Origin of the sequence: Rhizobium metallidurans (assembly GCF_014196505.1) — a bacterium.
GTDB lineage: Bacteria > Pseudomonadota > Alphaproteobacteria > Rhizobiales > Rhizobiaceae > Rhizobium > Rhizobium metallidurans.
The window spans coordinates 16,514-41,850 of record NZ_JACIDW010000015.1 but is presented as its reverse complement, the minus strand read 5'-3'; the positions used below and the strand labels follow the sequence as shown (position 1 = coordinate 41,850).

24 protein-coding genes and 1 tRNA gene are annotated in these 25,337 nt (G+C 63.5%); 16 read left to right on the top strand and 9 right to left on the bottom strand.

The annotated features are described in order from the left end of the window. Positions 1-35: 35 nt before the first annotated feature. From GGQ67_RS19060 to GGQ67_RS19050, 3 genes are read right to left on the bottom strand one after another with little or no spacing between them, the layout of a single operon-like run. Complete coding sequence (locus GGQ67_RS19060; RefSeq protein ID WP_183901712.1) at positions 36-1,346, bottom strand: HlyC/CorC family transporter; 1,311 nt, start codon at positions 1,344-1,346, stop codon at positions 36-38. Beyond that, a complete protein-coding gene (gene aroB / locus GGQ67_RS19055; RefSeq protein WP_183901711.1) occupies positions 1,343-2,473 on the bottom strand; it encodes a 3-dehydroquinate synthase in 1,131 nt (376 codons plus the stop codon). The genes GGQ67_RS19060 and aroB overlap by 4 nt, the downstream gene beginning before the upstream one ends. Next, the gene (locus tag GGQ67_RS19050; protein WP_183901710.1) at positions 2,473-3,060 is read right to left on the bottom strand and encodes a shikimate kinase; all 588 of its coding nucleotides are present in this window, start codon (positions 3,058-3,060) and stop codon (positions 2,473-2,475) included. The genes aroB and GGQ67_RS19050 overlap by 1 nt, the downstream gene beginning before the upstream one ends. 146 nt (positions 3,061-3,206) lie before the next feature. Between GGQ67_RS19050 and GGQ67_RS19045 the strand changes: the two genes are divergently transcribed. The 5 genes from GGQ67_RS19045 (at position 3,207) to GGQ67_RS19025 (ending at position 7,028) form a co-directional block, all read left to right on the top strand. Next, positions 3,207-3,383, top strand: a complete 177-nt coding sequence (locus GGQ67_RS19045; RefSeq protein ID WP_183901709.1) for a hypothetical protein — start codon at positions 3,207-3,209, stop codon at positions 3,381-3,383. A 4-nt stretch (positions 3,384-3,387) separates the two neighbouring features. Further along, the gene (gene xerD, locus GGQ67_RS19040) at positions 3,388-4,341 is read left to right on the top strand and encodes a site-specific tyrosine recombinase XerD (RefSeq protein WP_183901708.1); all 954 of its coding nucleotides are present in this window, start codon (positions 3,388-3,390) and stop codon (positions 4,339-4,341) included. 62 nt (positions 4,342-4,403) lie between these two features. Further along, positions 4,404-5,357, top strand: coding sequence for an acetyl-CoA carboxylase carboxyltransferase subunit alpha (locus GGQ67_RS19035; protein ID WP_183901707.1), 954 nt, complete (start codon positions 4,404-4,406; stop codon positions 5,355-5,357). A 203-nt stretch (positions 5,358-5,560) separates the two neighbouring features. Continuing rightward, positions 5,561-6,799: a L,D-transpeptidase family protein gene (locus tag GGQ67_RS19030; RefSeq protein ID WP_183901706.1), complete on the top strand. Its 1,239-nt coding sequence runs from the start codon at positions 5,561-5,563 to the stop codon at positions 6,797-6,799. A gap of 13 nt (positions 6,800-6,812) precedes the next feature. After that, positions 6,813-7,028 carry a sulfurtransferase TusA family protein gene (locus GGQ67_RS19025; RefSeq protein ID WP_210279713.1) on the top strand — a complete coding sequence of 72 codons (216 nt, stop codon included), beginning with the start codon at positions 6,813-6,815 and terminating at the stop codon, positions 7,026-7,028. A 48-nt stretch (positions 7,029-7,076) separates the two neighbouring features. On the opposite strand, the gene GGQ67_RS19020 is transcribed toward GGQ67_RS19025, so the two are convergent. Next, positions 7,077-8,177: a CobW family GTP-binding protein gene (locus GGQ67_RS19020; RefSeq protein WP_183901704.1), complete on the bottom strand. Its 1,101-nt coding sequence runs from the start codon at positions 8,175-8,177 to the stop codon at positions 7,077-7,079. A gap of 28 nt (positions 8,178-8,205) precedes the next feature. After that, on the bottom strand, positions 8,206-9,324 hold the full coding sequence (locus tag GGQ67_RS19015; RefSeq protein ID WP_183901703.1) for a serine hydrolase: 1,119 nt from the start codon (positions 9,322-9,324) through the stop codon (positions 8,206-8,208). A 155-nt stretch (positions 9,325-9,479) separates the two neighbouring features. Between GGQ67_RS19015 and GGQ67_RS19010 the strand changes: the two genes are divergently transcribed. Further along, positions 9,480-10,643 carry a M20 aminoacylase family protein gene (locus GGQ67_RS19010; protein ID WP_183901702.1) on the top strand — a complete coding sequence of 388 codons (1,164 nt, stop codon included), beginning with the start codon at positions 9,480-9,482 and terminating at the stop codon, positions 10,641-10,643. A 103-nt stretch (positions 10,644-10,746) separates the two neighbouring features. On the opposite strand, the gene GGQ67_RS19005 is transcribed toward GGQ67_RS19010, so the two are convergent. Then, positions 10,747-10,823: transfer RNA gene (locus tag GGQ67_RS19005), tRNA-Arg, on the bottom strand. 327 nt (positions 10,824-11,150) lie between these two features. On the opposite strand from GGQ67_RS19005, the gene GGQ67_RS19000 reads away from it, so the two are divergent. The 7 genes from GGQ67_RS19000 (at position 11,151) to GGQ67_RS18970 (ending at position 18,532) form a co-directional block, all read left to right on the top strand. After that, a complete protein-coding gene (locus GGQ67_RS19000; RefSeq protein ID WP_183901701.1) occupies positions 11,151-12,905 on the top strand; it encodes a type I secretion system permease/ATPase in 1,755 nt (584 codons plus the stop codon). Then, on the top strand, positions 12,902-14,221 hold the full coding sequence (locus GGQ67_RS18995; RefSeq protein ID WP_183901700.1) for an HlyD family type I secretion periplasmic adaptor subunit: 1,320 nt from the start codon (positions 12,902-12,904) through the stop codon (positions 14,219-14,221). Before GGQ67_RS19000 ends, GGQ67_RS18995 begins: the two co-directional genes overlap by 4 nt. Positions 14,222-14,363: 142 nt before the next feature. Continuing rightward, positions 14,364-15,797, top strand: a complete 1,434-nt coding sequence (eglC, locus tag GGQ67_RS18990; RefSeq protein ID WP_183901699.1) for an endo-1,3-1,4-beta-glycanase EglC — start codon at positions 14,364-14,366, stop codon at positions 15,795-15,797. Between the two features lie 287 nt (positions 15,798-16,084). After that, complete coding sequence (locus tag GGQ67_RS18985; protein WP_183901698.1) at positions 16,085-16,963, top strand: glycosyltransferase family 25 protein; 879 nt, start codon at positions 16,085-16,087, stop codon at positions 16,961-16,963. A gap of 88 nt (positions 16,964-17,051) precedes the next feature. Continuing rightward, the gene (locus tag GGQ67_RS18980; RefSeq protein WP_183901697.1) at positions 17,052-17,402 is read left to right on the top strand and encodes a hypothetical protein; all 351 of its coding nucleotides are present in this window, start codon (positions 17,052-17,054) and stop codon (positions 17,400-17,402) included. Positions 17,403-17,715: 313 nt separating this feature from the next. Further along, entirely contained in the window at positions 17,716-18,228 is a 513-nt protein-coding gene (locus tag GGQ67_RS18975) for a DUF992 domain-containing protein (protein WP_183901696.1), read from the top strand. A gap of 151 nt (positions 18,229-18,379) precedes the next feature. After that, positions 18,380-18,532, top strand: a complete 153-nt coding sequence (locus GGQ67_RS18970; protein ID WP_183901695.1) for a hypothetical protein — start codon at positions 18,380-18,382, stop codon at positions 18,530-18,532. Positions 18,533-18,547: 15 nt separating this feature from the next. Here the strand turns inward: GGQ67_RS18970 and GGQ67_RS18965 are convergent, their stop codons facing one another. Together GGQ67_RS18965 and GGQ67_RS18960 are read right to left on the bottom strand one after the other, a co-directional pair. Then, on the bottom strand, positions 18,548-18,841 hold the full coding sequence (locus tag GGQ67_RS18965) for a BON domain-containing protein (protein ID WP_183901694.1): 294 nt from the start codon (positions 18,839-18,841) through the stop codon (positions 18,548-18,550). 55 nt (positions 18,842-18,896) lie between these two features. Continuing rightward, complete coding sequence (locus GGQ67_RS18960; RefSeq protein WP_246400243.1) at positions 18,897-19,547, bottom strand: hypothetical protein; 651 nt, start codon at positions 19,545-19,547, stop codon at positions 18,897-18,899. A gap of 355 nt (positions 19,548-19,902) precedes the next feature. On the opposite strand from GGQ67_RS18960, the gene dxr reads away from it, so the two are divergent. After that, the gene (gene dxr, locus GGQ67_RS18955; protein ID WP_183901693.1) at positions 19,903-21,096 is read left to right on the top strand and encodes a 1-deoxy-D-xylulose-5-phosphate reductoisomerase; all 1,194 of its coding nucleotides are present in this window, start codon (positions 19,903-19,905) and stop codon (positions 21,094-21,096) included. Positions 21,097-21,373: 277 nt separating this feature from the next. Here the strand turns inward: dxr and hemA are convergent, their stop codons facing one another. Continuing rightward, complete coding sequence (gene hemA / locus GGQ67_RS18950; protein ID WP_183901692.1) at positions 21,374-22,588, bottom strand: 5-aminolevulinate synthase; 1,215 nt, start codon at positions 22,586-22,588, stop codon at positions 21,374-21,376. A gap of 387 nt (positions 22,589-22,975) precedes the next feature. Here hemA and GGQ67_RS18945 point away from each other — a divergent pair, with 387 nt between their 5' ends. Both GGQ67_RS18945 and GGQ67_RS18940 read left to right on the top strand, forming a co-directional pair. After that, positions 22,976-23,233, top strand: a complete 258-nt coding sequence (locus GGQ67_RS18945) for a YMGG-like glycine zipper-containing protein (protein WP_183901691.1) — start codon at positions 22,976-22,978, stop codon at positions 23,231-23,233. 171 nt (positions 23,234-23,404) lie between these two features. Next, on the top strand, positions 23,405-25,333 hold the full coding sequence (locus GGQ67_RS18940) for an autotransporter assembly complex protein TamA (RefSeq protein WP_183901690.1): 1,929 nt from the start codon (positions 23,405-23,407) through the stop codon (positions 25,331-25,333). Positions 25,334-25,337: the final 4 nt, after the last annotated feature.

Here is a 25,337-nt window from a genome sequence, read left to right as displayed (position 1 = left end):
CTCCCGCAGCGTGCAATGGTTGAGGGGGCGGTCGATCAGGCGGGATTGTTCTGGTTCTCCTCCGCCGGGCGGATGCGCAGTCTGGTGATGCGGTTCTTGTCGCGTTTCATGACGATGAAGCGCTTGCCGTAGAAGGTGAAGGCCTGGCGCTCCTCGGGAATGGTCATCGATTCGTGGATGACGAGGCCGGCGATCGTCGTCGCCTCCTCGTCGGGCAGCTGCCAGTCGAGCGCGCGGTTGAGGTCGCGGATCGGCACGTTGCCATCGACCACCACCGAGCCGTCGGCCTCCTGGCGCACGCCCTGTATCTCGATGTCGTGCTCGTCCGAGATATCGCCGACGATCTCCTCGAGAATATCCTCGAGCGTGACGATGCCCTGCACCTCGCCATATTCGTCGACCACGACGGCGAAATGCTGCTTGCGACGCAGGAAGGCGTTGAGCTGTGCTTCGAGATTGGTGCTGTCGGGCACGAACCAGGGCTTCTGGGCGATCTTGACGATATCGAGATGCTCCGGCTCGGCGTCGCGCTCGGCCAGCGCCCTCAGGAGGTCCTTGGAGTGCACGACGCCGATGATGTTGTCGGTCGAGCCGCGCCAGAGCGGCATGCGGGTGAAGGGGCTGTCGAGAATGGCGCGCACGACCACCTCGGGCGGGTCGTCGGCGTTGATGCAGCGCATGGCCAGGCGGTGGATCATGATGTCGGACAGTTCGAGCTCGCCGAGATCGAGCACGCCGCCGAGGCGGTCGCGGTCGGCCTTCACCACCGATCCCTCGCGATGCAGGAGATCGACGGCACCGCGCAGCTCCTCGTGCGCCGTCAGCATCGACACTTCGCGCGAGAGATTGATGCCGAAAAGCGCGAGAATGCGGCGCACGATCCTGTTCACAAAGGACGAGACGGGCCCGACCAAGGCGACGAACAGCTTGACGCCGCCGGCCGTGTTGAGCGCGAAGCGTTCCGGCGCCGAGATCGCCCAGCTCTTCGGCAGCACCTCGGCGAAGATGACCAGGATGACGGTCATCGCCAGTGTCGCCAGAGCCACGCCCGAGCTGCCGAACAGGCCGAGAAACAGGCTGGTGGCGATCGCCGATGCCAGGATGTTGGCGAGGTTGTTGCCGATCAGCAGCGCGCTGATCAGCCGGTCGCGGCGCTCGATCAGTTTGCGCACGATGCCGGCGCGCTCTTCGCCGTTTGCCTCCAGCGTGTGAATGCGGCTGCGCGAGACGGCCGTCAGCGCCGTCTCGGAGCCGGAGAAGAAGGCGGACACGAGGACGAGGGCCACGATGGAAAGAATTTCCGGCCAATATGCGGAAAGAAATGCCAGCGTGCCTTCGAGGGTCATTGCGGGTGTTTTTCCTTGAGGAAGCTCAATACTTCGGATGCCGGCACGTCGTTGGCGACGAAGGACTGGCCGATGCCGCGGGTGAGGATGAAGGTGAGCTGGCCGCCCTTGACCTTCTTGTCCTGAGCGATCGCGTCCATCAGCACTTCGGCCGGCGGCAGGATGCCCGGGATCTCCGACATGCGGGTCGGAAGGCCGACCTCTCTCAGGTGACGCTCGACGCGCTTTGCGTCATCCGGGCTTGCAAGGTTCATGCGGGCCGAGAATTCGTGGGCGAGCACCATGCCGATCGCAACACCCTCGCCATGGACGAGGCGGCTGCTGTCGTAGGCGGTCGCGGCTTCCAGCGCGTGGCCGAAAGTGTGGCCGAGATTGAGCAAGGCGCGCTGGCTGTTTTCGTGCTCATCGGCGACGACGACATCCGATTTCGCCTGGCAGCTTGCGGCGATCGCCTCGATGCGGGCCGCGCCGCCGGAGAAGACGGATTGCCAGTTGGCTTCCAGCCAAGCGAAGAAATCGGGCTTGTCGATCAGTCCGTATTTGGCGACTTCGGCATAGCCGGCGCGGAATTCGCGCTCGGAGAGCGTGTTGAGCACATCGGTATCGGCAAGCACGAGGTCCGCCTGGTGGAAGACGCCGATCAGGTTCTTGCCGTGGCGGCTGTTGATGCCGGTCTTGCCGCCGACGGAGCTGTCGACCTGCGACAGCAGCGATGTCGGGATCTGCACGAAGCGGACCCCACGACGGACAATGCCGGCGACGAAGCCCGAGAGGTCGCCGATGACGCCGCCGCCGAGCGCGATCACGCAGTCGTTGCGCTCGATGCGGGCTTCCAGGACCTTGTCGCAGGCGGTCATCAGATGCTCGAAGCTCTTGGTCTTCTCGCCGGCCGGCAAGACCAGCGCCGACGACGCGATGCCGGAGGCCGTCAGGCTCTCGACGAGCGCGTTGAGATAGAGCGGGCCGACGTTCTCGTCGGTGATGATGGCGGCCTTGCGGCCCTTGAGACGGGCGGCGATCTCGGCGCCGGCGCGCGCGATCAGGCCGGGGCCGATCAGGATGTCATAGGCGCGGTCGCCAAGCGGCACATTAACCTTGCGGTTGGTGGAGGCGGCAATCGCGTTCATCAGGCTGCACTTTCGGTTCTGCTGTCGATCACGGCTCTCAGCACTTCCTCGGCCATCACTTCCTTGCGCACATCGCGCGAGATGACGGTGAGGTCTGCCTGCTCGTAGATCGGGTATCTTGCGTTCATCAGGTTTTCGAGCGTCTGCCTGGGATTTTCGGTCTTCAGCAGCGGGCGGGTGTCGCGCTTGTTGACGCGCTCCCAGAGCACGTCGAGATCGGCCTTCAGCCAGACCGAGACGCCGCCCCTCTTGATATGCTTGCGGGTGCGGTCGTTGATGAAGGCGCCGCCGCCTGTCGAGACGAGGCGCGGCCCGCCCTTCAGCAGCCGCTTCATCACCCGTCCCTCGAGCGCGCGGAACTCGTCCTCGCCGTAGGCTGCGAAAAGCTCGCTGATCGACATGCGCGACACGCGCTCGATTTCCGCGTCGCTGTCGATAAAGGGGATGCCCAGCTGCGTGGCGACGATGCGGCCCACCGACGACTTGCCGGCGCCCATCAGACCGACGAGGATCAGATTGCGCGAACCGAGCGCAGCACGAGCTCTGTCCCTCAGGCTATCGGCAACGATCAGAACTGGGTCGTTCATTGGTCCATTCACACTTTGTTTGCGAACGGTATCAACAAATGCAGGTGTAGCGTCAAGTCGGAGGTAAGGGAATCATGGTTCAAATGCTCCTTCTTGCACTTGCAAACGCGCTTCTTCATAAAGAAGCAAAGTTATGGAGTTGTTGAATGCCGAGTCTGTTCCGATTTCTCGCCATATTGGCGGTCATCGCCGGAGCGATATACGGAACGATGTGGGCGCTTGTGACTTTCGTCCAGCCGAAGGAGCGCGACGTGACGATCCGCATTCCTTCCGAGCGGATCAACCCGCCCGCCACCGGCGCGATCAGCCCGGCGAAGAAGTGATGCGATGAGGGATCTCAGCCGCGTTCACGTCGAGTCCTTTCTCGAGATGATGAGCGCCGAGCGCGGTGCCGCGGCCAACACGCTTTCCTCCTACGAACGCGATCTCGACGATCTGCGTTCCTTCCTGAACGGCAGAAGCGTGCGGCTGACGGAGGCGGCGTCCGCGGATCTGTCGGCCTATCTGGCGTCGCTTGCCGCGCAGGGATTCAAGCCGTCGTCGCAGGCCAGGCGGCTGGCGGCGATGCGGCAGTTCTACAAATTTCTCTATGCCGAGGGGATGCGCACCGACGATCCGACCGGCATCCTCGACGCGCCGAAAAAGGGGCGGGCGCTGCCGAAGACCATGGGTGTCGACGAGGTCGGCAGGCTCCTGGAAAAGGCCGAGGAAGAGGCGCAGGACGAGGCGCCCGGGCAATTGCAGCGGCTGCGTATGCTGGCGCTCTTGGAGCTCCTCTATGCCACCGGCATGCGCGTCAGCGAGCTGGTGTCGCTTCCGGCTCGCGTGCTCGACCAGGAAGGCCGCTTCCTGATCATTCGCGGCAAGGGCAACAAGGAGCGGCTGGTGCCGCTGTCGCAATCGGCGATCTCTGCGCTGAAGCTCTACGGGCGGATGCTGGCGGCCGAGGCGGCGAAAGCCGAAAATCCACAGGAAAGCCCCTGGCTGTTTCCGGTGGCCTCGAAGGAGGGGTATCTCGCCCGGCAGGTGTTCGCGCGCGACCTCAAGAACCTGGCGATCCGGGCGGGGCTCACCCCATCGATGATCTCGCCGCACGTGATGCGGCACGCCTTTGCCAGCCATCTGCTGGCCAACGGCGCCGATCTGCGCGTGGTGCAGGAACTGCTTGGCCATTCGGACATTTCCACCACGCAAATCTACACGCATGTACTGGAAGAAAGGCTCCAGCAACTGGTCCAAACGCATCACCCCCTTGCCAAACAGGCGAAAAAGCAGGATTAGGACCGGCGACAAGGGCAGCCAGAAGACAAATGCCCCGGGCACAAGGAACGGAAACGCACCTCATGCACAATTATCTCGACTTCGAAAAGCCGATCTCCGATCTCGAAGGCAAGATCATCGAACTGAAGAAGATTGCCTCGGAAGACGAGAGCATCGACACATCCGATGAAATCGGCAGGCTCGAAGTTCGTGTTCGCGAAGCGACGGTCGAAATCTATTCGAAGCTAAACGCCTGGCAGAAGACCCAGGTCGCGCGTCATCCGCAGCGGCCGCACTTCGTCGACTACGCCAAGACGCTGTTCCAGGAATTCACGCCGCTGGCCGGCGACCGCAAGTTTTCCGAGGATGCGGCGATCCAGGCGGGCCTCGCTCGCTTCCGCGGCCAGCCGGTCGCCGTCATCGGCCAGGAAAAGGGCAACGACACGAAGAGCCGCCTGAAGCACAATTTCGGCAGCGCGCGCCCCGAGGGTTACCGCAAGGCGATCCGCGTGCTCGAGATGGCCGATCGCTTCGGCCTGCCCGTGATCACGCTGGTCGACACGGCCGGCGCCTATCCCGGCGTCGGCGCCGAAGAGCGCGGCCAGGCGGAAGCCATCGCCCGCTCGACGGAAATGTGCCTCGGCCTCAAGGTTCCGATCATCTCCGTCGTCATCGGCGAAGGCGGCTCGGGCGGCGCGATCGCGATCGCCACCGGCAACCGGGTCTACATGCTCGAGCACGCGATCTACAGCGTGATCTCGCCCGAGGGCGCGGCCTCGATCCTGTGGCGCGATTCGGCGCGCGCCAAGGAAGCGGCGACCAACATGAAGATCACCTCGGATGACCTGAAGGCGCTTGGCATCATCGACGGCATCATCGGCGAGCCGCTCGGCGGCGCGCATCGCGATCCCGACAGCGTGATCGCCTCCACCGGCGATGTCATCGCCAATGCGCTCGGCGAACTGGCCAACCGCTCCGGCGAGCAGATCCGCAACGATCGCCGCCAGAAGTTCCTGAACATGGGCCGCAACCTCTAACAGAGGCTGCGGGGCAGGCAGGGCGGCCGCGGATTGCGGCCAAACCTTGGCCACATTGGTGTTATCAATAGCTTTCGTGCTTGCGAGAGCCGTGGGCGCGCGGCATGGTCGTTAAGGTTTTGTAAACCAGATCGGGCCAATGCTTCGCGTGACCCTGGACGGTTCGCCGGATCGGGCTGCATCTCGTAATTGGGCTAGCTGAAATGCGCTTTCGTCATTTTGCCTATGTTTCGCTGATGGCGCTGGCCCTGGCCGGCTGCAACGACGCGTTGGAAACCACGCAGATCGACCTCTCGCAAGTCAAGAACAAGGTCGAACAGCCGCTTCCGCCGCGCATCCTCACCGAAATGGCCGCCAAGAGCATGGATCGCAATTCCCCGATCCTGATCCGCATCTTCAAGGAAGAGGGCCAGCTCGAGATCTGGAAAGCGAAGACGGACAACCGTTACGACAAGATCGCCGGCTACAAGATCTGCGCCTGGTCGGGCCGTCTCGGTCCCAAGGTGAAACAGGGCGACAGGCAGGCGCCGGAAGGCTTCTACAACCTGACCAAGGCCAACCTGAACCCGAACTCCAAGTATTATCTCGCGATCAACACAGGCTTTCCGAACAAGTACGACGCCGTCAACGGCCGTACCGGGACCGATCTGATGATCCACGGCGCGTGCTCCTCCTCCGGCTGTTATTCGATGACGGACGAGCAGGTGCTCGAGATCTACGCCTTCGCGCGCGACGCCTTCCAGGGCGGCCAGACCGGCGTGCAGCTGCAGGCCTTCCCGTTCCGGATGACGGCCGAGAACATGTTCAAGCACCGGACGAGCGAAAATATCGACTTCTGGAAGATGCTGAAGGTCGGCTACGACAATTTCGAAGTCACCAAGCGGCCGCCCGAGGTCAATGTCTGCGAGAAGAAATACGTCTTCAACCAGCAGTCGGCGGGTGCGTTCAATCCCGGCGGCAAGTGCCCCGAGATGTCGGCGCCGCCGGCGCTGACGGCAGCGCTTGCCTCCTACGACAAGACCTATGACATCGCCTACGCCAAGGCGTCGAAGCAATTCGACGGCATGGCGTGGTACGATCCGTCGGAAGCCGAGCGCAAGGCCGTCGTCGCCAAGAGCCGCAAGGGCCGCGAGCTCGCCTACGCGCCGACGGGGACCTCGCTCGAAGCCGGCCGGATGATGAAGGTGGCCGATCTCGAAGGCATGACGGCCGCGAAGACGGCGACGACCGTCGCCGCCAACACGGCCGCCGGCTCGGCGCCCGCGGATGCATCCGCCACCGTGAAGGCGGCCGATGCCGCAATCGTCAATCCGGCGTCCGTGCCGGTGCCGACGCCGAGCCCGATAAGCCCCACCGCGACCGCCCTGGTGCCCGTCGAGCAGCCTCAATCGGTCGAGCTCGCCGCCAAGAAGCCGTTCTGGAAGTTCTGGGACAGGAACTGACGGCGTGAGCGCCATGTCCTACGATCTGCGCGGGCTGAAATGCCCGCTGCCCGTCATCAAGACACGAAAGAAGATGTCGTCGCTGCCATCGGGCGCGACGATCCGCGTCGAAACCACCGATCCTCTCGCCGGGATCGATATTCCGCATTTCTGCAACGAGGATGGTCACGAGCTGATCGAGACCGAACGGACCGAGAGCGGTCATAGATTTCTGATCCGCAAGCGGTAGTGCCCCGCACCGTTCCCGGGGGATAGCTAGAAGCGCACTCCCTGAGTGCTAGAAACGCATTCCGGGGATGGCCAACGGGTTGTCGTTCAGGGCCGCGCGGTCGGCGGTGTCGATGCGCGGCTTGCCCAGGAAAGCATCGAAGAGGTCCTTGACGAAGGCTTCCGGCAGGTCCCTGGTGATCAGCACCATTCGGGTGCGCCGGTCCGCGGGATCGGGCCAGGCGGGAAGGCGGATCGGCGGGTGGAAGATGCTCTGCACGCCATGCAGCACCAACGGCCGGTCGGGACGATCCGACATCGCGACGATCGCCTTCATCCGCAACAGCTTTTCGCCATGCGCCGAGCGCAGGAGATCGATGAACATGTCGAGCGCCATCGGGTCGATCGGCTTGTCCTCGACGATCGAGAAGGAGCGGATCGAGGCGTCGTGACGGTTCACGTCGTGCGCGTGTTGATGATGCTCGTGATCGTGGGCATCCTCGTCGCCCAGCCAGCGGCCGACGTCGGCGCTCTTGGTGGCGGGGTCGTAGAGGCCGTTGACGAGGGTGGCGGCGGTGCCGGTCGCGGCATCGTCGGCATCGGCCAGGGCAGCGCGCGGGTTGAGCGCGCGCAGGCGGGCCTCAAGTGTCCGCAGCAGGGCGGGGGAGGCGAGCGTCTTCTTGGACAGGATCAGGCGATCGGCGACGGCTACCTGCCTGACGGCTTCCGCGTGGTTGTCGAGCGTCCGCAACCCGTTGACGACATCGACGACGGTGACGACGCCATCGAGCGAAAAGCTCTCGGCGATGACAGGATTGCCCATGATCGCCTGCATGACCGGCGCCGGGTCGGCGAGGCCCGTCGTCTCGACGACGACGCGCTTCACCGGCTTGACGCGGCCGGTCTGGATGGCATCCATCAGGTTGGCGAGCGTATCCACCAGTTCGCCGCGCACGGTGCAGCACAGGCAGCCGTCCGACAGTTCGATGATGGCGTCGCCGGAGCTTTCGACCAGCAGATGATCGATGCCGACATCGCCGAATTCGTTGATGATCACGGCGGCGTCCTTCATGGCCGGATCCTTGAGGATGCGGTTCAGGAGGGTCGATTTGCCCGCGCCGAGAAAGCCGGTGAGTATGGTGACCGGGATGCGATCGGCAACTGCGCTCATATCAAAATGCCCTGGAGGTCTGAATGCCTTAGAAGGATGTAGGGCGCGGCTTCGGGATCGGCACGTTGGCGATATCGCCGGTGCCGGCCGTCGCCACCTTGTCGGGCTGTGGCTCGGCCTGGCCGGGGATCAGGCCGGCATAGACAAAGTTCGGCTCGCGATTCATTTCCTGGATATAGGGCGAGCTGATCTTCATGCGGCCGACTTCGTCGCGCGTTTCGCTGCGGATCTTGGCACCCTTGGCGCTGCAGATCTCGGCCGTGATGTCGGCGACCTCCTGGGTCTGGCCGTAGGGCTTCATCGAGCCCAGCGTATCGGTGCCGGGGAATTGCGATGTGAAGCCCTTTTGCAGCATGTCGGCGGAGGCATCGGCGCGGGCGGCAAGGCTGTCGGTGCCGAGCACGACCGAAACGAGCGTGCGGCCGTTGCGGGTCGCCGAGCTGATCTGGTTGAAGCCCGAGGCGCAGATGAAGCCGGTCTTCATGCCGTCGGCGCCGGCGAAGCGACCGATCAGCATGTTGATGGCGGGAATGTTCTGCTTGCCCGTGGTGATCCCCTCCAGCGAGAAGTAGCTGGCATATTGCGGGAAATCGCGGCGCAGGGCGACCGACAGGATCGCGAGGTCGCGGGCCGTCGTGTACTGGCCCTTTCCGGGCAGGCCGTTCGGATTGACGAAGTGGCTGTCGGTCATGCCGAGCCGCTCGGCCTCGGCGTTCATCCTCAGAACGAAGGCGTCCTGCGTGCCGCCCACGGCTTCGGCGACCGCCACGGCGACGTCATTGGCGGACTTGACGATCAGGATCTTCAGCGCGCTGTCGAGCGTCAGCTTCTGGCCGGGCTTGAAATACATCTTGGCCGGCGGCTGGGCGGCGGCGGTCTTGCTCATGGCGATCGGCGTATCGATGCTGATCTGGCCGGAGCGGATCGCGTCGAAGGTGGTATAGATCGTCATCAGCTTGGTGAGCGAGGCGGGATACCACTTGCGGAAGGCTTCCTCGTGCTCGAGCACGCGGCCGCTCTGGACATCGACCAGTATATAAGGGTTGGCATAGGCGGCGGACGTCGCGGAGAAGGCGATGACGGCCGCCGAGGCGGCGATGGAGATCGGCCGCAGGGCGGCAAGCAGGCGATTCTGGCGCGTCGACACGGTTTGTCCTTAAAGATGTCCTGATGTCTCGAAAGTTTCCCCTATTTAACGTATATGGCCATGACATGGCAAAGGCCATTGTCTAACTTATTTGCGAGCCGTGACATACAAGCCCGCTATTGCCGCCGTTTTCGATTTTCAGCAGGGAAGCAAGCATGCCGATTTTGAACAGAGCCGCCGAACTTCAGGACGAAGTGACCGAATGGCGCCGGCACATTCATGAACGGCCGGGCCTGCTCTACGCGGTCGAAGAGACGGCCGCCTTCGTGGCCGAGAAGCTCAAGGAATTCGGCGTCGACGAGATCGTGACCGGCATCGGCCGCACCGGCGTTGTCGGCCTGATCAAGGGCAATGGCGCGGGATCGCGCGCAATCGGGCTTCGCGCCGACATGGACGCCCTGCCACTGACCGAGATATCGGGAAAGCCATGGGCATCGAAGATATCGGGCAAGATGCACGCCTGCGGCCATGACGGGCACACGGCGATGCTGCTCGGCGCCGCGAAGTATCTGGCCGAGACCCGCAATTTCAACGGCAACGTCGCGGTCATCTTCCAGCCGGCGGAAGAAGGTGGCGCCGGCGGCGACCTGATGGTCAAGGACGGCATGATGGAGCGTTTCGGCATCGAGGAGGTCTACGGCATGCACAACATGCCCGGCCTGCCCGTCGGGCATTTCGCCATCCGCAAGGGGCCGATCATGGCCGCCACCGACGAGTTCACCGTCACGGTCAAGGGGCGCGGCGGCCATGCGGCACAGCCGAACCGCACGATCGATCCGATCGCGATCGGCACGCAGATAATCACCAACCTGCAGATGATCGCATCGCGCAACGTCGATCCGCTGCGCTCGGTCGTGGTGTCGGTCACCAAGTTCAATGCCGGCTTCGCGCATAACGTCATCCCCAACGAGGCCGTGTTCGCCGGAACGGTGCGCACGCTCGACGAGGCGGTGCGCGACCTCGCGGAGACGCGTTTCAGGCAGATCGTCGCCGGCGTGGCCGAAGCGCATGACGCCACGGCTGAGATCCAGTTTCACCGGAATTATCCCGTCACATCCAACCATGCGGACGAGACCGTATACGCGACAGCCGTGGCAACCGACATCGCGGGCGCCGCCAACGTCAATCCCGATATCGATCCGATGATGGGCGGCGAGGACTTTTCCTACATGCTCAACGCCCGCCCCGGCGCCTTCATCTTCATCGGCAACGGCGATACGGCCGGCCTGCACAATCCGGCCTACGACTTCAACGACGAGGTCATCAGCCACGGCATCTCATATTGGGTGCGGCTGGCCGAACAGCGCCTGGGCGAGTGATCGGCTGATATCGAAGACCCGGGTGCCCCGGGTCTTTCCCGCATCGCGCATGACGCGGCGGAGCCGGCCAAGGCCGTGGCAAGAGATTGAACTTTCAGGAAAATGGTGTCCACGAGAGGATTCGAACCTCCGACCCCAGGATTAGGAATCCTGTGCTCTATCCTGCTGAGCTACGTGGACAACGTCCCCTGCATAGCTTGACTGATCGTGTCGATCAACAGGCTTTTGACGACAGGGCCCGTTGAGCCGCCCCCATCTTTCCAATTCCGCGCTTGCCCGTTCGCCGCCGCCAGGCGAGAGGCCATCGGGAAACTGAAATTTTGGGCAACTGTCTCATAGGAGGACGATCTTGCGTCATGACGGGACATGCCCATGTTGCAGTGCAAAACTCGCGTTAACAGTGAGAAATTTTAGTTTTGCACAACCATAGAAAGAGCAAGTTCTCGTCACTGTTGTGATCCATGTTCGGGACATCACTGCCCCAGTTTCACGCGATCGAGAGGCAATTTGTCCCAATTCAAGGCAAGAACATCCGCGCCGTTCCTGATTTCCGCCCTTTCGTCCGTGCGGGGTACGCTGATCGGGATCGGTATGACGAGCTGCTTCGTCAATATTCTGGCGCTCACCGGCTCCTTCTTCATGCTGCAGGTCTACGACCGCGTCATTCCGGGCCGCAGCCTTCCGACGCTTGTCGGCCTCGGCATCATAACGCTGACGCTCTTCGCCTTCCTGGGGCTGCTCGAACTTCTGCGGTCGCTGGTGCTGGCGCGGCTGGGACAGTCGGTCGACGAGCGGTTCGGGCCGATCGTCTTCCGGTCATTCGCCACCGCGCCATCGCGGCGGTCCGTGGAGGAGAACGGGCTGCAGCCGATGCGCGATATCGACACGGTGCGCGGCTTCCTTTCCGGGCCGGGGCCGACGGCGCTGTTCGATCTTCCATGGATGCCTTTCTATCTCGGCCTCTGCTTCCTGTTTCATGTCTGGATCGGGGTGGTCGCGCTGGCGGGCGCGCTCGTTCTGGTCGGCCTCACCATCATCGCCGAAATTCGCACGCGGGCGCCGACACGGGTCGCGGCCGGGATCGCCCTTGAGCGGACGGCGCTTGCCGAAGCCACGCGCCGCAACGCCGAGACGGTGGCCTCGATGGGCTTTTCGCGGCGGCTGGAGGAGCGCTGGTCGGCGATCAACCTCCGCTATCGCCAGACGCAATTTCGAACGACGAGCATCACCGTGTCGCTATCGACATTGTCGCGCGTCGTGCGGCTGGTCCTGCAATCGGGCGTGCTCGCGGTCGGCGCCGTTCTCGTCATTCGCCAGGAGGCGACGGGCGGGATCATGATCGCCAGCTCCATCCTGATCAGCCGGGCGCTCGCGCCTGTCGAACTGGCGATCGGGCAGTGGCGCGGCTTTGCCGCGGCGCGCCATAGCTGGACGCGTCTTGTCCGGCTGAGCGAGGCGGATCGTGTCAGCGATCCCGATGTGAGGCTGCCGGCGCCGACGAAAGGCCTCAAGGTCGAGAACCTGCATCTCTCGGCTCCCGGCGCGACCGTGCCGCTCTTGCGCGGCGTATCGTTCGAAGCCAAGGCCGGCGAGGCGATCGGGATCGTCGGGCCGAGCGCGTCCGGCAAATCGTCCCTGGCGCGTGGGCTGGTCGGGATATGGGCGGCGCGCGTGGGCGCCGTGCGGCTCGACGACGCGTCGCTGTCGCAATGGGAACCGGAAGCGCTCGGAGCGCACATCGGCTACCTGCCGCAGGAGATCGGCCTGTTCGAGGGAACGATCGCCGAAAACATCGCCCGGTTCGATCCTTCGGCGTCGTCGGACGCCGTCATATCGGCCGCGAAGGCCGCCGGCATCTATGAGATGATCGTGCGGATGCCCGCCGGTTTCGATACCGTGATCGGCGACGAGGGCGCGACGCTTTCCGCCGGCCAGCGGCAGCGCCTGGCATTGGCGCGCGCGCTCTACGGCGATCCCTTCCTCGTCGTGCTCGATGAACCGAACGCCAATCTCGACGCGGAGGGAGACGCGGCGCTGACACGCGCCATCGCGGGCGTGCGTGAGCGCGGCGGCGTGGCCATCGTCATCGCCCACCGGCCGAGCGCCCTTGCCGGCGTCGACAAGGTGATGGTGCTCGCCGATGGCCAGATGCGCGGCTTCGGGCCGAAGGAGGAGGTGCTCGGACAGCCCGTGGCCGCCGTCTCGGCGACATTCTCGCCGGTGCGTTTCGGGCGGGTGAGCGAGGGGAGGGCGGCACGATGAAGCGTGGTGCAAACAGTGTGGGCGCACCGATCGCCGAGCGCGCCATTCGGCGGCTGGCGCTTCTGGCGCTGGCGGCGGGTCTCGTTCTCGTCGGCGTTCTCGGCAGTCTGGCGGCGACCATCCGCCTCAATGGCGCGGTGATCGCCTCGGGCACGCTCGTCGTCGACAGCTACGTGAAACCGATCCAGCATCCGAAGGGCGGCACCGTCGGCGAGATCTTCGTTCGCAATGGCGACAAGGTCGAAGCCGGGCAGGTGCTGCTGCGGTTGGACGACACGCAGGTGCGCGCGACGGTCGCGATCGTGTCTCGCCGATTGCGGCAGCTGGCGGCGCGCACGGCGCGCCTTTCGGCAGAGCGGGACGGGCGGGAGACGTTCGCGTTTTCCGATCTGGTCACGCAGGCCGCCCCCGAGGAGCGGGAGATGCTGATGCAGGGCGAGCGGCGGCTGTTCGACGACCGGCGGGCGTCGCTCGACGGACAGGTTGCGCAGTTGCGCGAGCGCATTCGCCAGCTCGGCCAGCAGGCGGACGGGCTGGTGTCGCAACAGGACGGCAAGCGGCAGGCGATGCAGATCATCGGCAAGGAGCTGGCGAGCCTCCAACCGCTGTTGAAACAGGGCATCATACCGGCAACGCGGGTCTACGCGCTGGAGCGCGAAGCGGCAAACCTCACCGGCGAGCTCGGCAATCTGGTGGCGTCGGCCGCCGAGGTGAAGGGCAAGATCGCGGAGACGGAACTGCAGATCATCCAGCTCGGCGACGACAGGCGCAGCGAAGTCTCCGAGCAGCTGCGGCAGGCCGAAAGCGATACCGGCGAATACTCGGAACGGCTCGTCGCGGCCAAGGACGATCTCGAGCATATCGAGATCCGCGCACCGCAGGCGGGCATCGTCCACCAGCTTTCGGTGCATGCGCCGGGTGCGGTGGTGCAGGCGGGGGCCTCGATCATGGAAATCGTTCCCGATGGCGACGCGCTGACGCCCGATCTCAGGCTCGCGCCGCGCGATATCGATCAGGTGGCTCTGGGGCAGGCGGTGGTGCTGCGGCTTTCGGCCTTCAGCCAGCGCACCACCATGGAGCTCAATGGACGGGTGGAACGCATCGGCGCCAATCTCACGACCGACCAGCGAACGGGCGAGAGCTATTACAGCGTCCGTGTCGATATCGGGAAGGACGAATGGCGCAGGCTCGGGGCGCTGACGCCCGTGGCCGGCATGCCGGTGGAGGCGTTCATCGAGACGGGGGAGCGGACGGCGCTCGCCTATCTCGCCAAGCCTTTCACCGACCAAGCGGCGAGGGCCTTCAGGGAGGAATGAAGGCCGGCCTCGACGTGACGTGCGTAATGCCCGATGGCGTCCGGGAGGAGGCGCATCGGGGAAGGGAGGAGCGTTTGGCCATCAGGGCATCGCGAGGATGCCCTTGGCGATATTTCAATGACGAAAACCCTAGGAGATGACCATGCCACAGTCGATTCAGAACGCGGTCGGCGCAAGCCTGTTCTACAGCGGAACATCAACCGCCTGGTTCTCGGCAACAGGATCCGGCCCGGTGCTCAACGGCACCGCCGGCAATGACAGCATATGGGGTGACAGTTCGGTGAACGTGACCATGCAGGGCGGTACGGGCGACGATATCTATTACCTCTACTCCGGCATCAATCGCGCGGCCGAAGCGCCGGGCGGCGGGACCGACACGATCAACACCTGGATGAGCTATACGCTGCCCGAGAACTTCGAGAACCTGACGGTGACGGGGGCCGGGCGCTATGCCTTCGGCAATAGCGGCGACAACATCATCTCGGGCGCCGCGGGCAGCCAGACGATCGATGGCAGGGCGGGCAACGACGTGCTGACGGGTGGCGGCGGCGCCGACACTTTCCTGTTCACGCGCGGCAACGGCAGCGACCTGATCGTCGATTTCAGCAGCGACGACACGATCCGTTTCAACAACTATTCGCTGACCAGCTTCGATCAGGTTCTCAGCCGCTCGACACAGGAGGGCGCCAATCTCAGGATCGACCTCGGCGGTGGCGAGAGCCTCGTGCTCGCCAACACGACGGCTTCGGCCCTCAATGCCGACCAGTTCCAGCTGACGCTCGATCGCTCGGCGCTGTCGCTCACCTTCGCGGACGAGTTCAACAGCCTGTCTCTGCGCAACGGCGACCAGGGAACATGGGACGCCAAGTTCTGGTGGGCGAGCGAGAAGGGGAGCACGCTGCCCAACAACGCGGAGGACCAGTGGTACATCAATCCTTCCTATGCCGGCACGACCGCGGTCAATCCGTTCTCCGTGCAGAACGGCGTGCTGACGATCACGGCGGCCGAGACGCCGGCGTCGCTCGCCGGGCAGCTGGAAGGCTTCGACTATACGTCCGGCATGCTCAACACCTATTCCACCTTCGCGCAGACCTACGGATATTTCGAAATCCGTGCCGACATGCCGACGGAGCAGGGCGCCTGGCCGGCGTTCTGGCTGCTGCCCGCTGACGGCTCCTGGCCGCCGGAACTCGACGTGGTGGAAATGCGCGGGCAGGAGCCCAACATCGTCAATGTGAACGCGCATTCGATGGCGAACGGCAAGTACACGATGGACCAGACGGCGGTCAATGTCGCGAGCACCGAGGGTTTTCATACCTACGGCGTACTTTGGGACAAGGAGCAGATCGTCTGGTATTTCGACGACGTCGCGGTTGCGAAAGCCGATACGCCCGAGGACATGAACGACCCGATGTACATGATCGTCAACCTCGCCATCGGCGGCATCGCCGGGACGCCGGCCAACGGTCTGCCCAATGGCTCCGAAATGAAGATCGACTACATTCGCGCCTATTCGCTGGACGACAGCCCGGTCGTCGCCGCCGCGCAGACGCCGACGGACGACTGGCAGAGCTGAGCCCGCGAGGGCAAGCTTACCAAGACAATAGAAATTTCCGGGCGGCGTCCCGGAAATTTCACATCTTGTCACAAAATTGTGTTGTATTTTCAGGAGCTAATGTTGGTCGAGGGTTTCGCAGTATTCAGGGAGTATTCCTGATCGACAATCTGAATTTACACTTGAATATGACCGGAAATTGCGCCAAGCACGGCGCAAACTGGCCGTGCAGCTGAGACGTATACGTCGATGTTGTCTCAAGCCGTGAGTGACATTGAACTGGCCTGATACGGTCTTGAGGATAATGCATGGGTGGCGTGCTCTCCAGCGCTCCGACGTTCAGTCGCGCGGATTTCAAGCGGGAACGATCTTTTCTCACGATGCTGATCAATCTCGACCGCGCGGAAGCGCGGCTTCACTCGATGGCGAGGCAGCTCAACACGCTCGGCCTGCCCTTCGAGCGCATCGCCGCCGTCGACGGCCGCGCGCTCGACTTTCCGATCGCTGCCTACGACGAGGCCGGCTTCCGGCGCCGCCACGGGCGCTTGACCAATCCCGGAGAGGTCGGCTGCTATCTCAGCCATGTGGCCTGCGCGAAGCGGCTTCTGGAATCGACGCATGACCACGCGCTGATCCTGGAAGATGATCTCGTGCTGCCTGACAATCTCGCCGCCGTCATCGCCGAGGCGCTGGAAGAGCATCGGCACTGGGACGTGCTGCGTCTGTCGAGCGTCAACAAGGGACGCAAGTTCACGGCTGTTCCGCTTTCGCAGACACGATCGCTGGCGATCTCGCTGACACGCGAAAAAGGGTCCGGCGCCTATCTGATCAACCGAAAGGCGGCGGAATGGATGTGCAGCGACCTCGTGCCGATGCGGTTGCCCTACGATATCGCGTTCGATCTCGAATTCTTCGACGGGCTGCGCGGAATGTTCATTTCGCCGGTTCCGATCTCGCAGGAAGCGGGCTTTCCTTCCGACATCCAGCAGGGGCGGCGCTTCAGGCTGCCGCTCGCTCAACGCTATCCCGTCTACGTCTATCGCGCTGGACTGGAGATCGCGCGTTTCGCGTTTCGGGCATCGCGGCTGGCGGCCTATCATCTTGGCGCCCTGACCAGTGGCCGCAAAATCAGTGCTCCCCCGAGCACGCAGGACAACCGGCGTGTCGATGACGATCTGGCGGCCTGAACGTCGCGCCGGCAGCTGACGCTTTTTATGGAACGATGACGATTCTCCTTCGTTGACCACGGGTAGACAACAGCGAAGGAGAAGCATCATGAAAGCGAAACTGATCGCGGCATCGATCCTGGCACTTGGTCTCGCAGGCGGGGCAATGGCCCAGTCCAATCCGAGCCCATCGGGATCGACGATCGGCAACAGCACGGTCGATAGCGGCGGTGGCGCAAACCCGGATGCTCCGAATACGACTGGGACATCACCGACGGTGGTCGATCCGACGGCCACCTACAGCACCACCCCCGGAACAATGAACGCGGGGCCCAATACCAATACGACAGGCACCGTCGATCGGACGCGCTGCCCGCCGCGGCCGATGCCGGGTTCGACGGCCGCGCAGGGCGGCAATAGCGGCGCTTCGCAGAGCGAGGCATGCCCCGACATTCAGTAATCGTCGCTTTTCGATCAAGGATCCCGGCCAATCCCGGGGTCCTTTTTTGTGGGCGCGCCGGCGATCCGGCTTCTCGTCAACGGCGTTCTTGAGGACAAGAATGCGCGACGGCTATGGAACAACAGGCCATGGTCGGGATTTATTCAGGCGCTAACCGAATGGCGCCCGAAATCAGCCAGAAATCAGGATGCATGTAGCGAATCAAACCCCACACATTTGCTTTTGAGCATTTGTTAATTTTGTTCCTACGGCCGGGGTTGGTAAGTTATAACAAGGCACTATCTTTTTCCGTCAGGATACTAAGGAGACCACAATGAACAAGACAATCGCAACGATCGTCGCGGCAGCTTCGCTGGCTCAAGTCTTCGCCACCTCGGTGGCGGCAGCGGATCTCGTGACGACCTATGAAGAGCCGGATCAGCGCGATGGCGTGAAGATCGGCGTTCTGACCTGCGACGTCGGCGGCGGCGTCGGCTACGTCTTGGGTTCGGCGAAAACCGTCGATTGCGTCTTCAGCGGTACGCGCGGCGCGTCCGATCGCTACAGCGGCACCATCCGCAAGATGGGCGTCGATCTCGGCTTCACCACCCGCGGCCGTCTCGTCTGGGCCGTGTTCGCCCCGACGGCAGGCTATCATCGCGGTTCGCTCGGTGGCCTCTATCAGGGGATCACCGCCGAGGCGACGCTTGCCGGCGGCGTCGGCGCCAATATCCTGTTCGGCGGCACGGCGGGCTCGATCCAGCTGCAGACCATCAGCGTCACCGGTCAGCTCGGCCTCAATGTCGCGGCCACCGGCACATCGGTCACGCTTACGCCGGCCGGCTGATTTTATCATTTGATTTCAACGAAAAAGCCGTCCCGCCAGGGGCGGCTTTTTCGTTGCCGGCGCGCCGTGCCGGCGTACCATTTCGAGAAGGGAACATCTGGCCGGCCGTCGCGTTGTTCTGGCAAAGCAGCCAAGCCAAAGGACCAGGCCAATGACCATGAAACTCTCGATGCTCGCGGTTGCGTATCTCCTGATCGGCGGCCTTCTGATCGCCGTCAGCTACCAGCCCGGCGGCCCCGTCACGACGCCGAAGACCGACCGTGTCGCCGGCTCCAGCTTCCTGATGGAACGCTTCGCCGGTTAGCGCCTGTTGACGCGGTCAGCCGACCTCGCCGAGGTTGTCGAGCACGGATTGCGCGACGACGATGCGATTGCGGACCGTGTGATCGCTTGCCGTCGTCTCGGCGACAATGATCGCGCTGGCGAGATCGGCTTTCGTGGCAACCAGGCCGCTGAGAACGATTTCGTCGCGCTCGACCGTGACCGCGATGTGCGAAGCGTCGAAGCCGCTCGCAACCGCCAATGCGGTGGAGACATCGGCTTTCAGCGCCGCGTGTTCGTTCATGCCGCTCGAGGACGGTGATCTGCTGTCATCTGCCGTAAAATGTTCCATGTCATGCCTTCCTTCCTCCATCCGAACATTATACCCGCCGGTGCCGCGTGCGTGATCACCATGTGACACGGTAGTTCACATTTACGCTTCCGGACCGGGTGGATGAGCCAGGATTGCTGATGGTTGCGCTCAAATTAAGGTCGGGGAGGATTATCTGGTTCAGTGCCAGCGAACTGGTCACATCGCCAGTGAAGCTCGACACCGTGGCCGCGGCCGAGATCGACGTGCCTGTCCATGGCTGGATCAGCTTCAGGGCCTGCGAGGTGTCGACGAATGTCTGGCGCGCATCGACGGCGTCATAGCGGACCTGCACGAAGCGGGTCGAGACCATGTCCAGCGTATCGGAGAAAATCCAGCTGCGGGACCGGCTGAGCATCAGCGCGCCGCTACCCCGCAGCGTATCGACGCGCACGCTCGCGGAGCGCTCTGCGCGGGCGGCGGGCGTGACGCTGACCTTGGTGATCTTGCCCCAGAGCGAGGCCTGCTCGGAGCCGCCGAGCAGGACGCCGCCCTTCGATGCCGCAAGGCCGATATCGGCGCCGGCGCTGGTTTCCCATTCGGTGGGCAGGCGAAAGCCCATGGTCGCCTTGTAGGAGCGCTCGGACACCTTTACCGGTGTCCAGATGACGAGGTTTTCCGCGTAGACGCGCGGTGCGAATGAGATGAGCGCGGCGGGCAGAAGCAATAAACTGCTTGTCGTTCTCATGGCCATTTGTCCCTTCGTAACGGTCAGGGTCTTCTGGTCGATGTCGGTCTCAGGCATGAACGCACGAAAGCGCGCGGGAATTCGCCTTGCAAACCCAACATCAGCTCTGGTTTTTGTCGCGTCCGGCCTTGGCGCGGATACGGAAGCAGGCGCGAAATTTGCACCGCCGGAGCTTTGAAATTGCAACCGATACGATTGCCGATGCTCCTATCCCTGAGGATTGTTATCAGGATCACATCGACCGGCTGGGATGTAAACCCCTCGCGGCAAAAAATCTGCTGCACTGCACACTTGCCGCTCATTCCAATCCCCTGTAGAGCCGAGGACAAATGCGGGAATTTTGGCGAAATCCTTGATGACATCAGGCAAAAGCGGGCCTCGGCGCCTCAGCATCTTCGGTTCCACCGGCTCGATCGGGCAAAATACGCTCGACGTGGTGAAGCATCTGGGCGGTCGCGAAAATTTCGAGATTTCCGTGCTGACGGGCAACGAAAACGTCGATCTGCTGGCGCAGCAGGCGCGCGCGGCCGGCGCCAGGCTCGCGGTAACGGCGAGTGAAAGCCATTACGAGGCGCTGAAGGGCGCGTTGTCGGGAAGCGGGATCGCGGTCGCCGCCGGTCAATCCGGGTTGATGGAAGCCGCGGACCTCGATGCCGACTGGGTGATGGCGGCGATCGTCGGCACGGCCGGCCTTGCGCCGACGCTTGCCGCGGCCCGCAAGGGCGCCGATATCGCGCTCGCCAACAAGGAATGCCTGGTTTCCGCCGGTGACCTCTTCGTGGAGTCCGTGCGCCGTTGCGGCGGCAAGCTTTTGCCCGTCGACAGCGAGCACAATGCGATCTTCCAGGTGCTGGAGGAAAACCAGCGTCATGCCGTGGAACGGATCATCCTGACGGCGTCGGGCGGACCGTTCCGCAACGCCTCGCTCGAGGAGATGGCGGGTGTGAACGTCGAGACGGCGCGGGCGCATCCGAACTGGTCGATGGGCTTGAAGATCTCGATCGACAGCGCCTCGATGTTCAACAAGGCGCTCGAAATGATCGAGGCCAAGCATCTGTTCGGACTGGCGCCGGATCAGATCGAGGTCATCGTGCATCCGCAATCGGTGATCCATTCGATGGTGGGCTATACCGACGGTTCGGTGCTTGCGCAGCTCGGCGCGCCGGATATGCGAACCGCGATCGGTTACGCGCTGGCGCATCCGCGCCGGCCGAACCTGCCGATCGAGCGGCTCGACTTCGCCAAGCTGGCGCGGCTGGATTTCGAGGCGCCGGACGAGGCGCGCTTCCCGGCGCTGCGCCTCGCAAGGCTCGCGATGACGCGCGGCGGTGTGCAGGGCGCGGTTCTGAACGCCGCCAAGGAAGTGGCGCTGGAAGCCTTCATCGCCGGCCGCCTGTCATTCCTCGCCATGGCCGATGTGACGGAAACCGTCATGGATCAGCTGGTGGATGTGCCCGATGCCGCGACGATGGACGACGTGTTCGCCGTCGACCAGGAAGCGCGGCAGCGGGCTGCCGCGCTGGTGGCAATCCGCGAAAAAGCGGCCTGAGGGACGGGTTTCGTCCGTCCACCGAGCGCGCCGCATTGTCCTCGTCGAATAGGTTACGGCGTTCCCAAACCCACGACCGTCCTGCTCGGTCTTGTGCCGAGCATCCGCCGAGCGGTCTGCTTGCTCGACTTTGATGGACACTTGGCGGGACGGTAAATCGCGTTGGTGGAATGGCGACTTTACCCCCTTCCTCGACTCCTCGGCCGAGGATGACGTCGAGGGTGGGGTGACGGTCGAGAGAGGCGCCGTCGGGAAGGCGGCGCCGTAAAGCTTGACGTTACGCGACGTGCCGGGCCAGGGCGCAGCGCGACCACAGCGAGTGCAGCGCCTCCACCAGATGCTCAATGTCGGCATCGGTGTGCAGCGGCGTGGGGGTGATGCGCAGGCGTTCGGTCTTGACCGGAACCGTCGGGTAGTTGATCGGCTGGACGTAGACGTCGCAGTTGTCGAGCAGCAGGTCCGAGATCCATTTGCACTTGGCGGCGTCGCCGACCATGACGGGCACGATGTGGCTCGGGTTCGGCATATGCGGGATGCCGGCCTTGTCGAGCTGGGCGCGCAGCGTGCGGACGCGGTCCTGGTGGCGGGCGCGTTCGAACGGGCTGACCTTCAGGTGCTGGATCGAGGCGACCGCGCCGGCGGCGAGCGTCGGGGGAAGCGCCGTGGTGAAGATGAAGCCGGATGCGAAGGAGCGGATGAAGTCGCAAAGCGCCGCGGACGCCGCGATATAGCCGCCCATGACGCCGAAGGCCTTGCCGAGCGTGCCTTCGATGACCGTCAGGCGATCCATCAGGCCTTCGCGTTCGGCGATGCCGCCGCCGCGCGGGCCGTACATGCCGACTGCATGGACTTCGTCGAGATAGGTCATGGCGCCGTACTTGTCGGCGAGGTCACAGATTTCCTTGATCGGCGCGATATCGCCGTCCATCGAATAGACGCTCTCGAAGGCGATCATCTTCGGCGCCTTCGGATCGGCGGCGGCGAGCTTGGCTTCCAGATCCTGCAGGTCGTTGTGCTTCCAGATGACGCGGTCGCACTTGGCGTAGCGGATGCCCTCGATCATCGAGGCGTGGTTCAGCGCATCAGAGAAGATGATCATGCCGGGGATCTTGGCGCCAAGCGTGCCGAGCGCCGCCCAGTTGGAGACGTAGCCCGAGGTGAAGACCAGGGCGGATTCCTTGCCGTGCAGATCGGCGAGTTCGCGCTCGAGCAGAACGTGGTAGTGGGTGGTGCCAGAAATATTCCGGGTGCCTCCCGCACCCGCGCCACAGTGATCGATGGCGTTCTTCATCGCCTCGATCACCTTGGGGTTCTGGCCCATGCCGAGATAGTCGTTGGAACACCAGACGGTCACATCCTTCGGCCCCTCGGGGGTGTGGCGCGTGGCGCGCGGAAAACTGCCGCGGTGACGTTCAAGATCGGCGAACACACGATAGCGGCCTTCCTGGTGAAGGCCCTCCAGCTCGCTCTTGAAGAATGCTTCGAAATCCATCTCATGCTCCAGTATCGTGCAGGCGTTTTCCGCCCAAGGACGACTGCACGTCAACCCTTCCGGTCCGATTTAGCACCACGTGCGTCAATTGGCCCATAGTTTCGAATTACTTTAATTTGAAATTGGCGCGCTTGGCCAGATCAATCGCGCATCGCGGCGGTGGGCACGGTGTCTAGAATGGTTCTTGGTGACCGATTTACCAGCGGCTTTGCGTGCGTCCCGTCGACTGAAATCGAGCGGAGGCGTGGATTGCCCCTTATTGCGCCATAGTTTGCGGTCTAGGTTACGAAAAAGACAGGAATCAGGGACAACCACCGTCCATCGGGCACCGCCCAACGGTCACGGTTCATTGGCACTGCCCATCGGGTAATCAAACAGGAGTTATTGATGAAAAAGATTATTGCGCTCGCATTTATCGGCCTATCGATCGCCGGCTGCACGCCGACGCAACAGGGTGCCGGCATCGGTGCCGCATCCGGGGCCATCATCGGTGGCGTGGTGACGGGTGATGTTCGCGGCGCAGCCGTGGGTGCCGCCGTCGGCGGCGTGTCCGGCGCGCTCATCGGCCGCGTCGCCGAACAGCCCGGCCAGTGCTACTACCGCGACCAGTATGGCCGCCGCTATATCGACGATTGCCGCGGCTGATCTTTCGCCAAAGCCTTTCGAATCCCGGGTCTCTGGCCCGGGATTCTTGTTTTTTGCGCTAAAACAGCAATCATGCGCTTTAAAACGGTACAACAAAATGAATTTTGCCGCTAAGGTCGCATCAGGCCGGGGGGCGCACAGCTTAATTCCAATGTAACCAAAAAGCGGCGGATGCAGATCAGACGGAAGGCACCGAAACCGAGTATTGCGTATCGGCGAGCAGGCATCGTGACAATGGTCGCGGTGACGACAGCGTTGTCACCGGCACTCGTGGCGGACGCCTACGCCTTCAAGCTTTTCGGGATCAACTTCTTCGGCAAGGACGATAAGGACGCCAACCAGGTGCCCGATCCCGTTCGCTACGAGGTGACGCTGACATCGGACGCCGCCGACCCTGATCTCAAGGAAGCGCTCGAAAACAGCTCGCGTCTGGTCAGCGACAAGGAACAGCCGGTTTCGGGCGACCTCGGTGTCGTGGTCAAGGCGCGCGACGATCGCGATCGGCTGATCGCGGCGCTTTACGAGAAGGCACGCTATGGCGGCGTCGTGACCATTACCGTCGACGGCCGCAATATCGACGACCTGCCGCCGAACCCGACCTTCGATCGCTCGCGCCCCGTCCCCGTCAATGTCAGCGTTGCCGCCGGGCCGGTATTTCGTGTGCGAGAGGTGCAATTCGGCGGCGACGCGGCCAACCGCAACCCCGCCGATTACGATCTCGGGCCGGGCGCTTCGGCCGGGTCGCTGACGATCATCAAGGCCGGCGACAAGATCGTCGAGCAGCTGAAGAGCGATGGGCGGCCGCTGGCGAAGCTGACCACGCGCAAGGTGGTGGCCGATCACCGCACGAACACGGTCGATGTCGTCCTCGCCGCCGAGGGCGGACCGGTCGCGCCGATCGGAACGGTCGGGGTCACGGGCGCCAAGGCGGTGCGGCCGGATTTCATCGAGCGCTATTCGCGCATCAACAAGGGCGATCGCTACTCACCGGAAGCGCTGAAGAAGGCCGGCGAGCGGCTGCGGGCGCTCGGCGTGTTCTCCAGCGTCACCCTGCGTGAGGGCGACCAGCTGGCCGGCGACGGCAGCCTGCCGATGATCATCGAAGTGTCCGAGGGCAAGCAGCGCTATTTCGGTGTCGGTGCGCAGTATTCGACGGTCGACGGCTTCGGCCTCAATGGCTACTGGGGCCATCGCAACCTGTTCGGAGGCGCGGAAGGGCTGCGCGTCGAAGGCGCCGTCGGTCGGCTTGGCGATGCGACAGCTCTGGGCGATCTCGACTTTTCGGCGGGTATCACCTTCACCAAGCCCGGCGCCTTCGTGCCGTCGGGGACGCTGATCGCCAGTATTCTGGCCAAGAGCGAAAACCCCGATGCCTATAGCGCCAAGCTGGTGACGGCATCGCTCGGCTATTCCTACGAACTCAACGATACCGACACGTTTACCGGTGCGGGCGAGGTCAGCTGGGAAAAGGACGACGATGCGTTCGGCACCAACACCTATCTGACCTTCGCGGCTCCCTTGCAGTTCGATCGCGACGCGCGCGACAACAAGCTCGACCCGACATCGGGCTACCGGGCGATGGCCAAGGTGACGCCGAGCTACGAAGCCTATAACGGCACGATCTTCTCCGCCTTCGAGGGTTCGATATCGGGCTATTACGGTCTTGGCGCCGAAGACCGGATCGTGCTCGCCGGCAAGCTGTCCGCCGGCTTCCTGCTCGGCGCCGACGATCTGGCGAACATTCCGGCGACCCGGCGCTTCTTTGCCGGCGGCGGCGGTTCGGTGCGCGGTTACGGCTATCAGGAAATCTCGCCCTACAACGCCGCCAACGAGGCGACGGGCGGGGCTTCCTTCATGACCGCGTCGTTCGAGACGCGCGTCAAGGTGACCGACACGATCGGCATCGTGCCCTTCATCGATGTCGGGGTGGTCTCCGCCGATGTCGCGCCCGATTTTTCGGATATCAGGGCCGGCGCCGGTATCGGCCTGCGCTACGCCACGCCTTTTGGCCCGATCCGGCTTGATTTCGCCGTTCCCCTCAACAAGTTCGAGGGTGGGACGGATTACGGCATCTATGCTGGCATCGGTCAGTCGTTCTAAACAG

Coding starts and splice junctions, on each gene's coding strand:
- GGQ67_RS18945 (WP_183901691.1), top strand. CDS start 22,976: ATGAAAAAGATTATTGCGCTCGCATTTATCGGCCTATCGATCGCCGGC.
- hemA (WP_183901692.1), bottom strand. CDS start 22,588: ATGGATTTCGAAGCATTCTTCAAGAGCGAGCTGGAGGGCCTTCACCAG.
- GGQ67_RS19010 (WP_183901702.1), top strand. CDS start 9,480: ATGCCGATTTTGAACAGAGCCGCCGAACTTCAGGACGAAGTGACCGAA.
- aroB (WP_183901711.1), bottom strand. CDS start 2,473: ATGAACGCGATTGCCGCCTCCACCAACCGCAAGGTTAATGTGCCGCTT.
- GGQ67_RS19045 (WP_183901709.1), top strand. CDS start 3,207: ATGCCGAGTCTGTTCCGATTTCTCGCCATATTGGCGGTCATCGCCGGA.
- GGQ67_RS18970 (WP_183901695.1), top strand. CDS start 18,380: ATGACCATGAAACTCTCGATGCTCGCGGTTGCGTATCTCCTGATCGGC.
- GGQ67_RS18940 (WP_183901690.1), top strand. CDS start 23,405: ATGCAGATCAGACGGAAGGCACCGAAACCGAGTATTGCGTATCGGCGA.
- GGQ67_RS18980 (WP_183901697.1), top strand. CDS start 17,052: ATGAAAGCGAAACTGATCGCGGCATCGATCCTGGCACTTGGTCTCGCA.
- GGQ67_RS18975 (WP_183901696.1), top strand. CDS start 17,716: ATGAACAAGACAATCGCAACGATCGTCGCGGCAGCTTCGCTGGCTCAA.
- GGQ67_RS19030 (WP_183901706.1), top strand. CDS start 5,561: ATGCGCTTTCGTCATTTTGCCTATGTTTCGCTGATGGCGCTGGCCCTG.
- GGQ67_RS19020 (WP_183901704.1), bottom strand. CDS start 8,177: ATGAGCGCAGTTGCCGATCGCATCCCGGTCACCATACTCACCGGCTTT.
- GGQ67_RS18965 (WP_183901694.1), bottom strand. CDS start 18,841: ATGGAACATTTTACGGCAGATGACAGCAGATCACCGTCCTCGAGCGGC.
- GGQ67_RS19060 (WP_183901712.1), bottom strand. CDS start 1,346: ATGACCCTCGAAGGCACGCTGGCATTTCTTTCCGCATATTGGCCGGAA.
- GGQ67_RS19050 (WP_183901710.1), bottom strand. CDS start 3,060: ATGAACGACCCAGTTCTGATCGTTGCCGATAGCCTGAGGGACAGAGCT.
- GGQ67_RS19025 (WP_210279713.1), top strand. CDS start 6,813: ATGTCCTACGATCTGCGCGGGCTGAAATGCCCGCTGCCCGTCATCAAG.
- eglC (WP_183901699.1), top strand. CDS start 14,364: ATGCCACAGTCGATTCAGAACGCGGTCGGCGCAAGCCTGTTCTACAGC.
- GGQ67_RS18960 (WP_246400243.1), bottom strand. CDS start 19,547: ATGAGAACGACAAGCAGTTTATTGCTTCTGCCCGCCGCGCTCATCTCA.
- dxr (WP_183901693.1), top strand. CDS start 19,903: ATGACATCAGGCAAAAGCGGGCCTCGGCGCCTCAGCATCTTCGGTTCC.
- GGQ67_RS19035 (WP_183901707.1), top strand. CDS start 4,404: ATGCACAATTATCTCGACTTCGAAAAGCCGATCTCCGATCTCGAAGGC.
- GGQ67_RS18995 (WP_183901700.1), top strand. CDS start 12,902: ATGAAGCGTGGTGCAAACAGTGTGGGCGCACCGATCGCCGAGCGCGCC.
- GGQ67_RS18985 (WP_183901698.1), top strand. CDS start 16,085: ATGGGTGGCGTGCTCTCCAGCGCTCCGACGTTCAGTCGCGCGGATTTC.
- xerD (WP_183901708.1), top strand. CDS start 3,388: ATGAGGGATCTCAGCCGCGTTCACGTCGAGTCCTTTCTCGAGATGATG.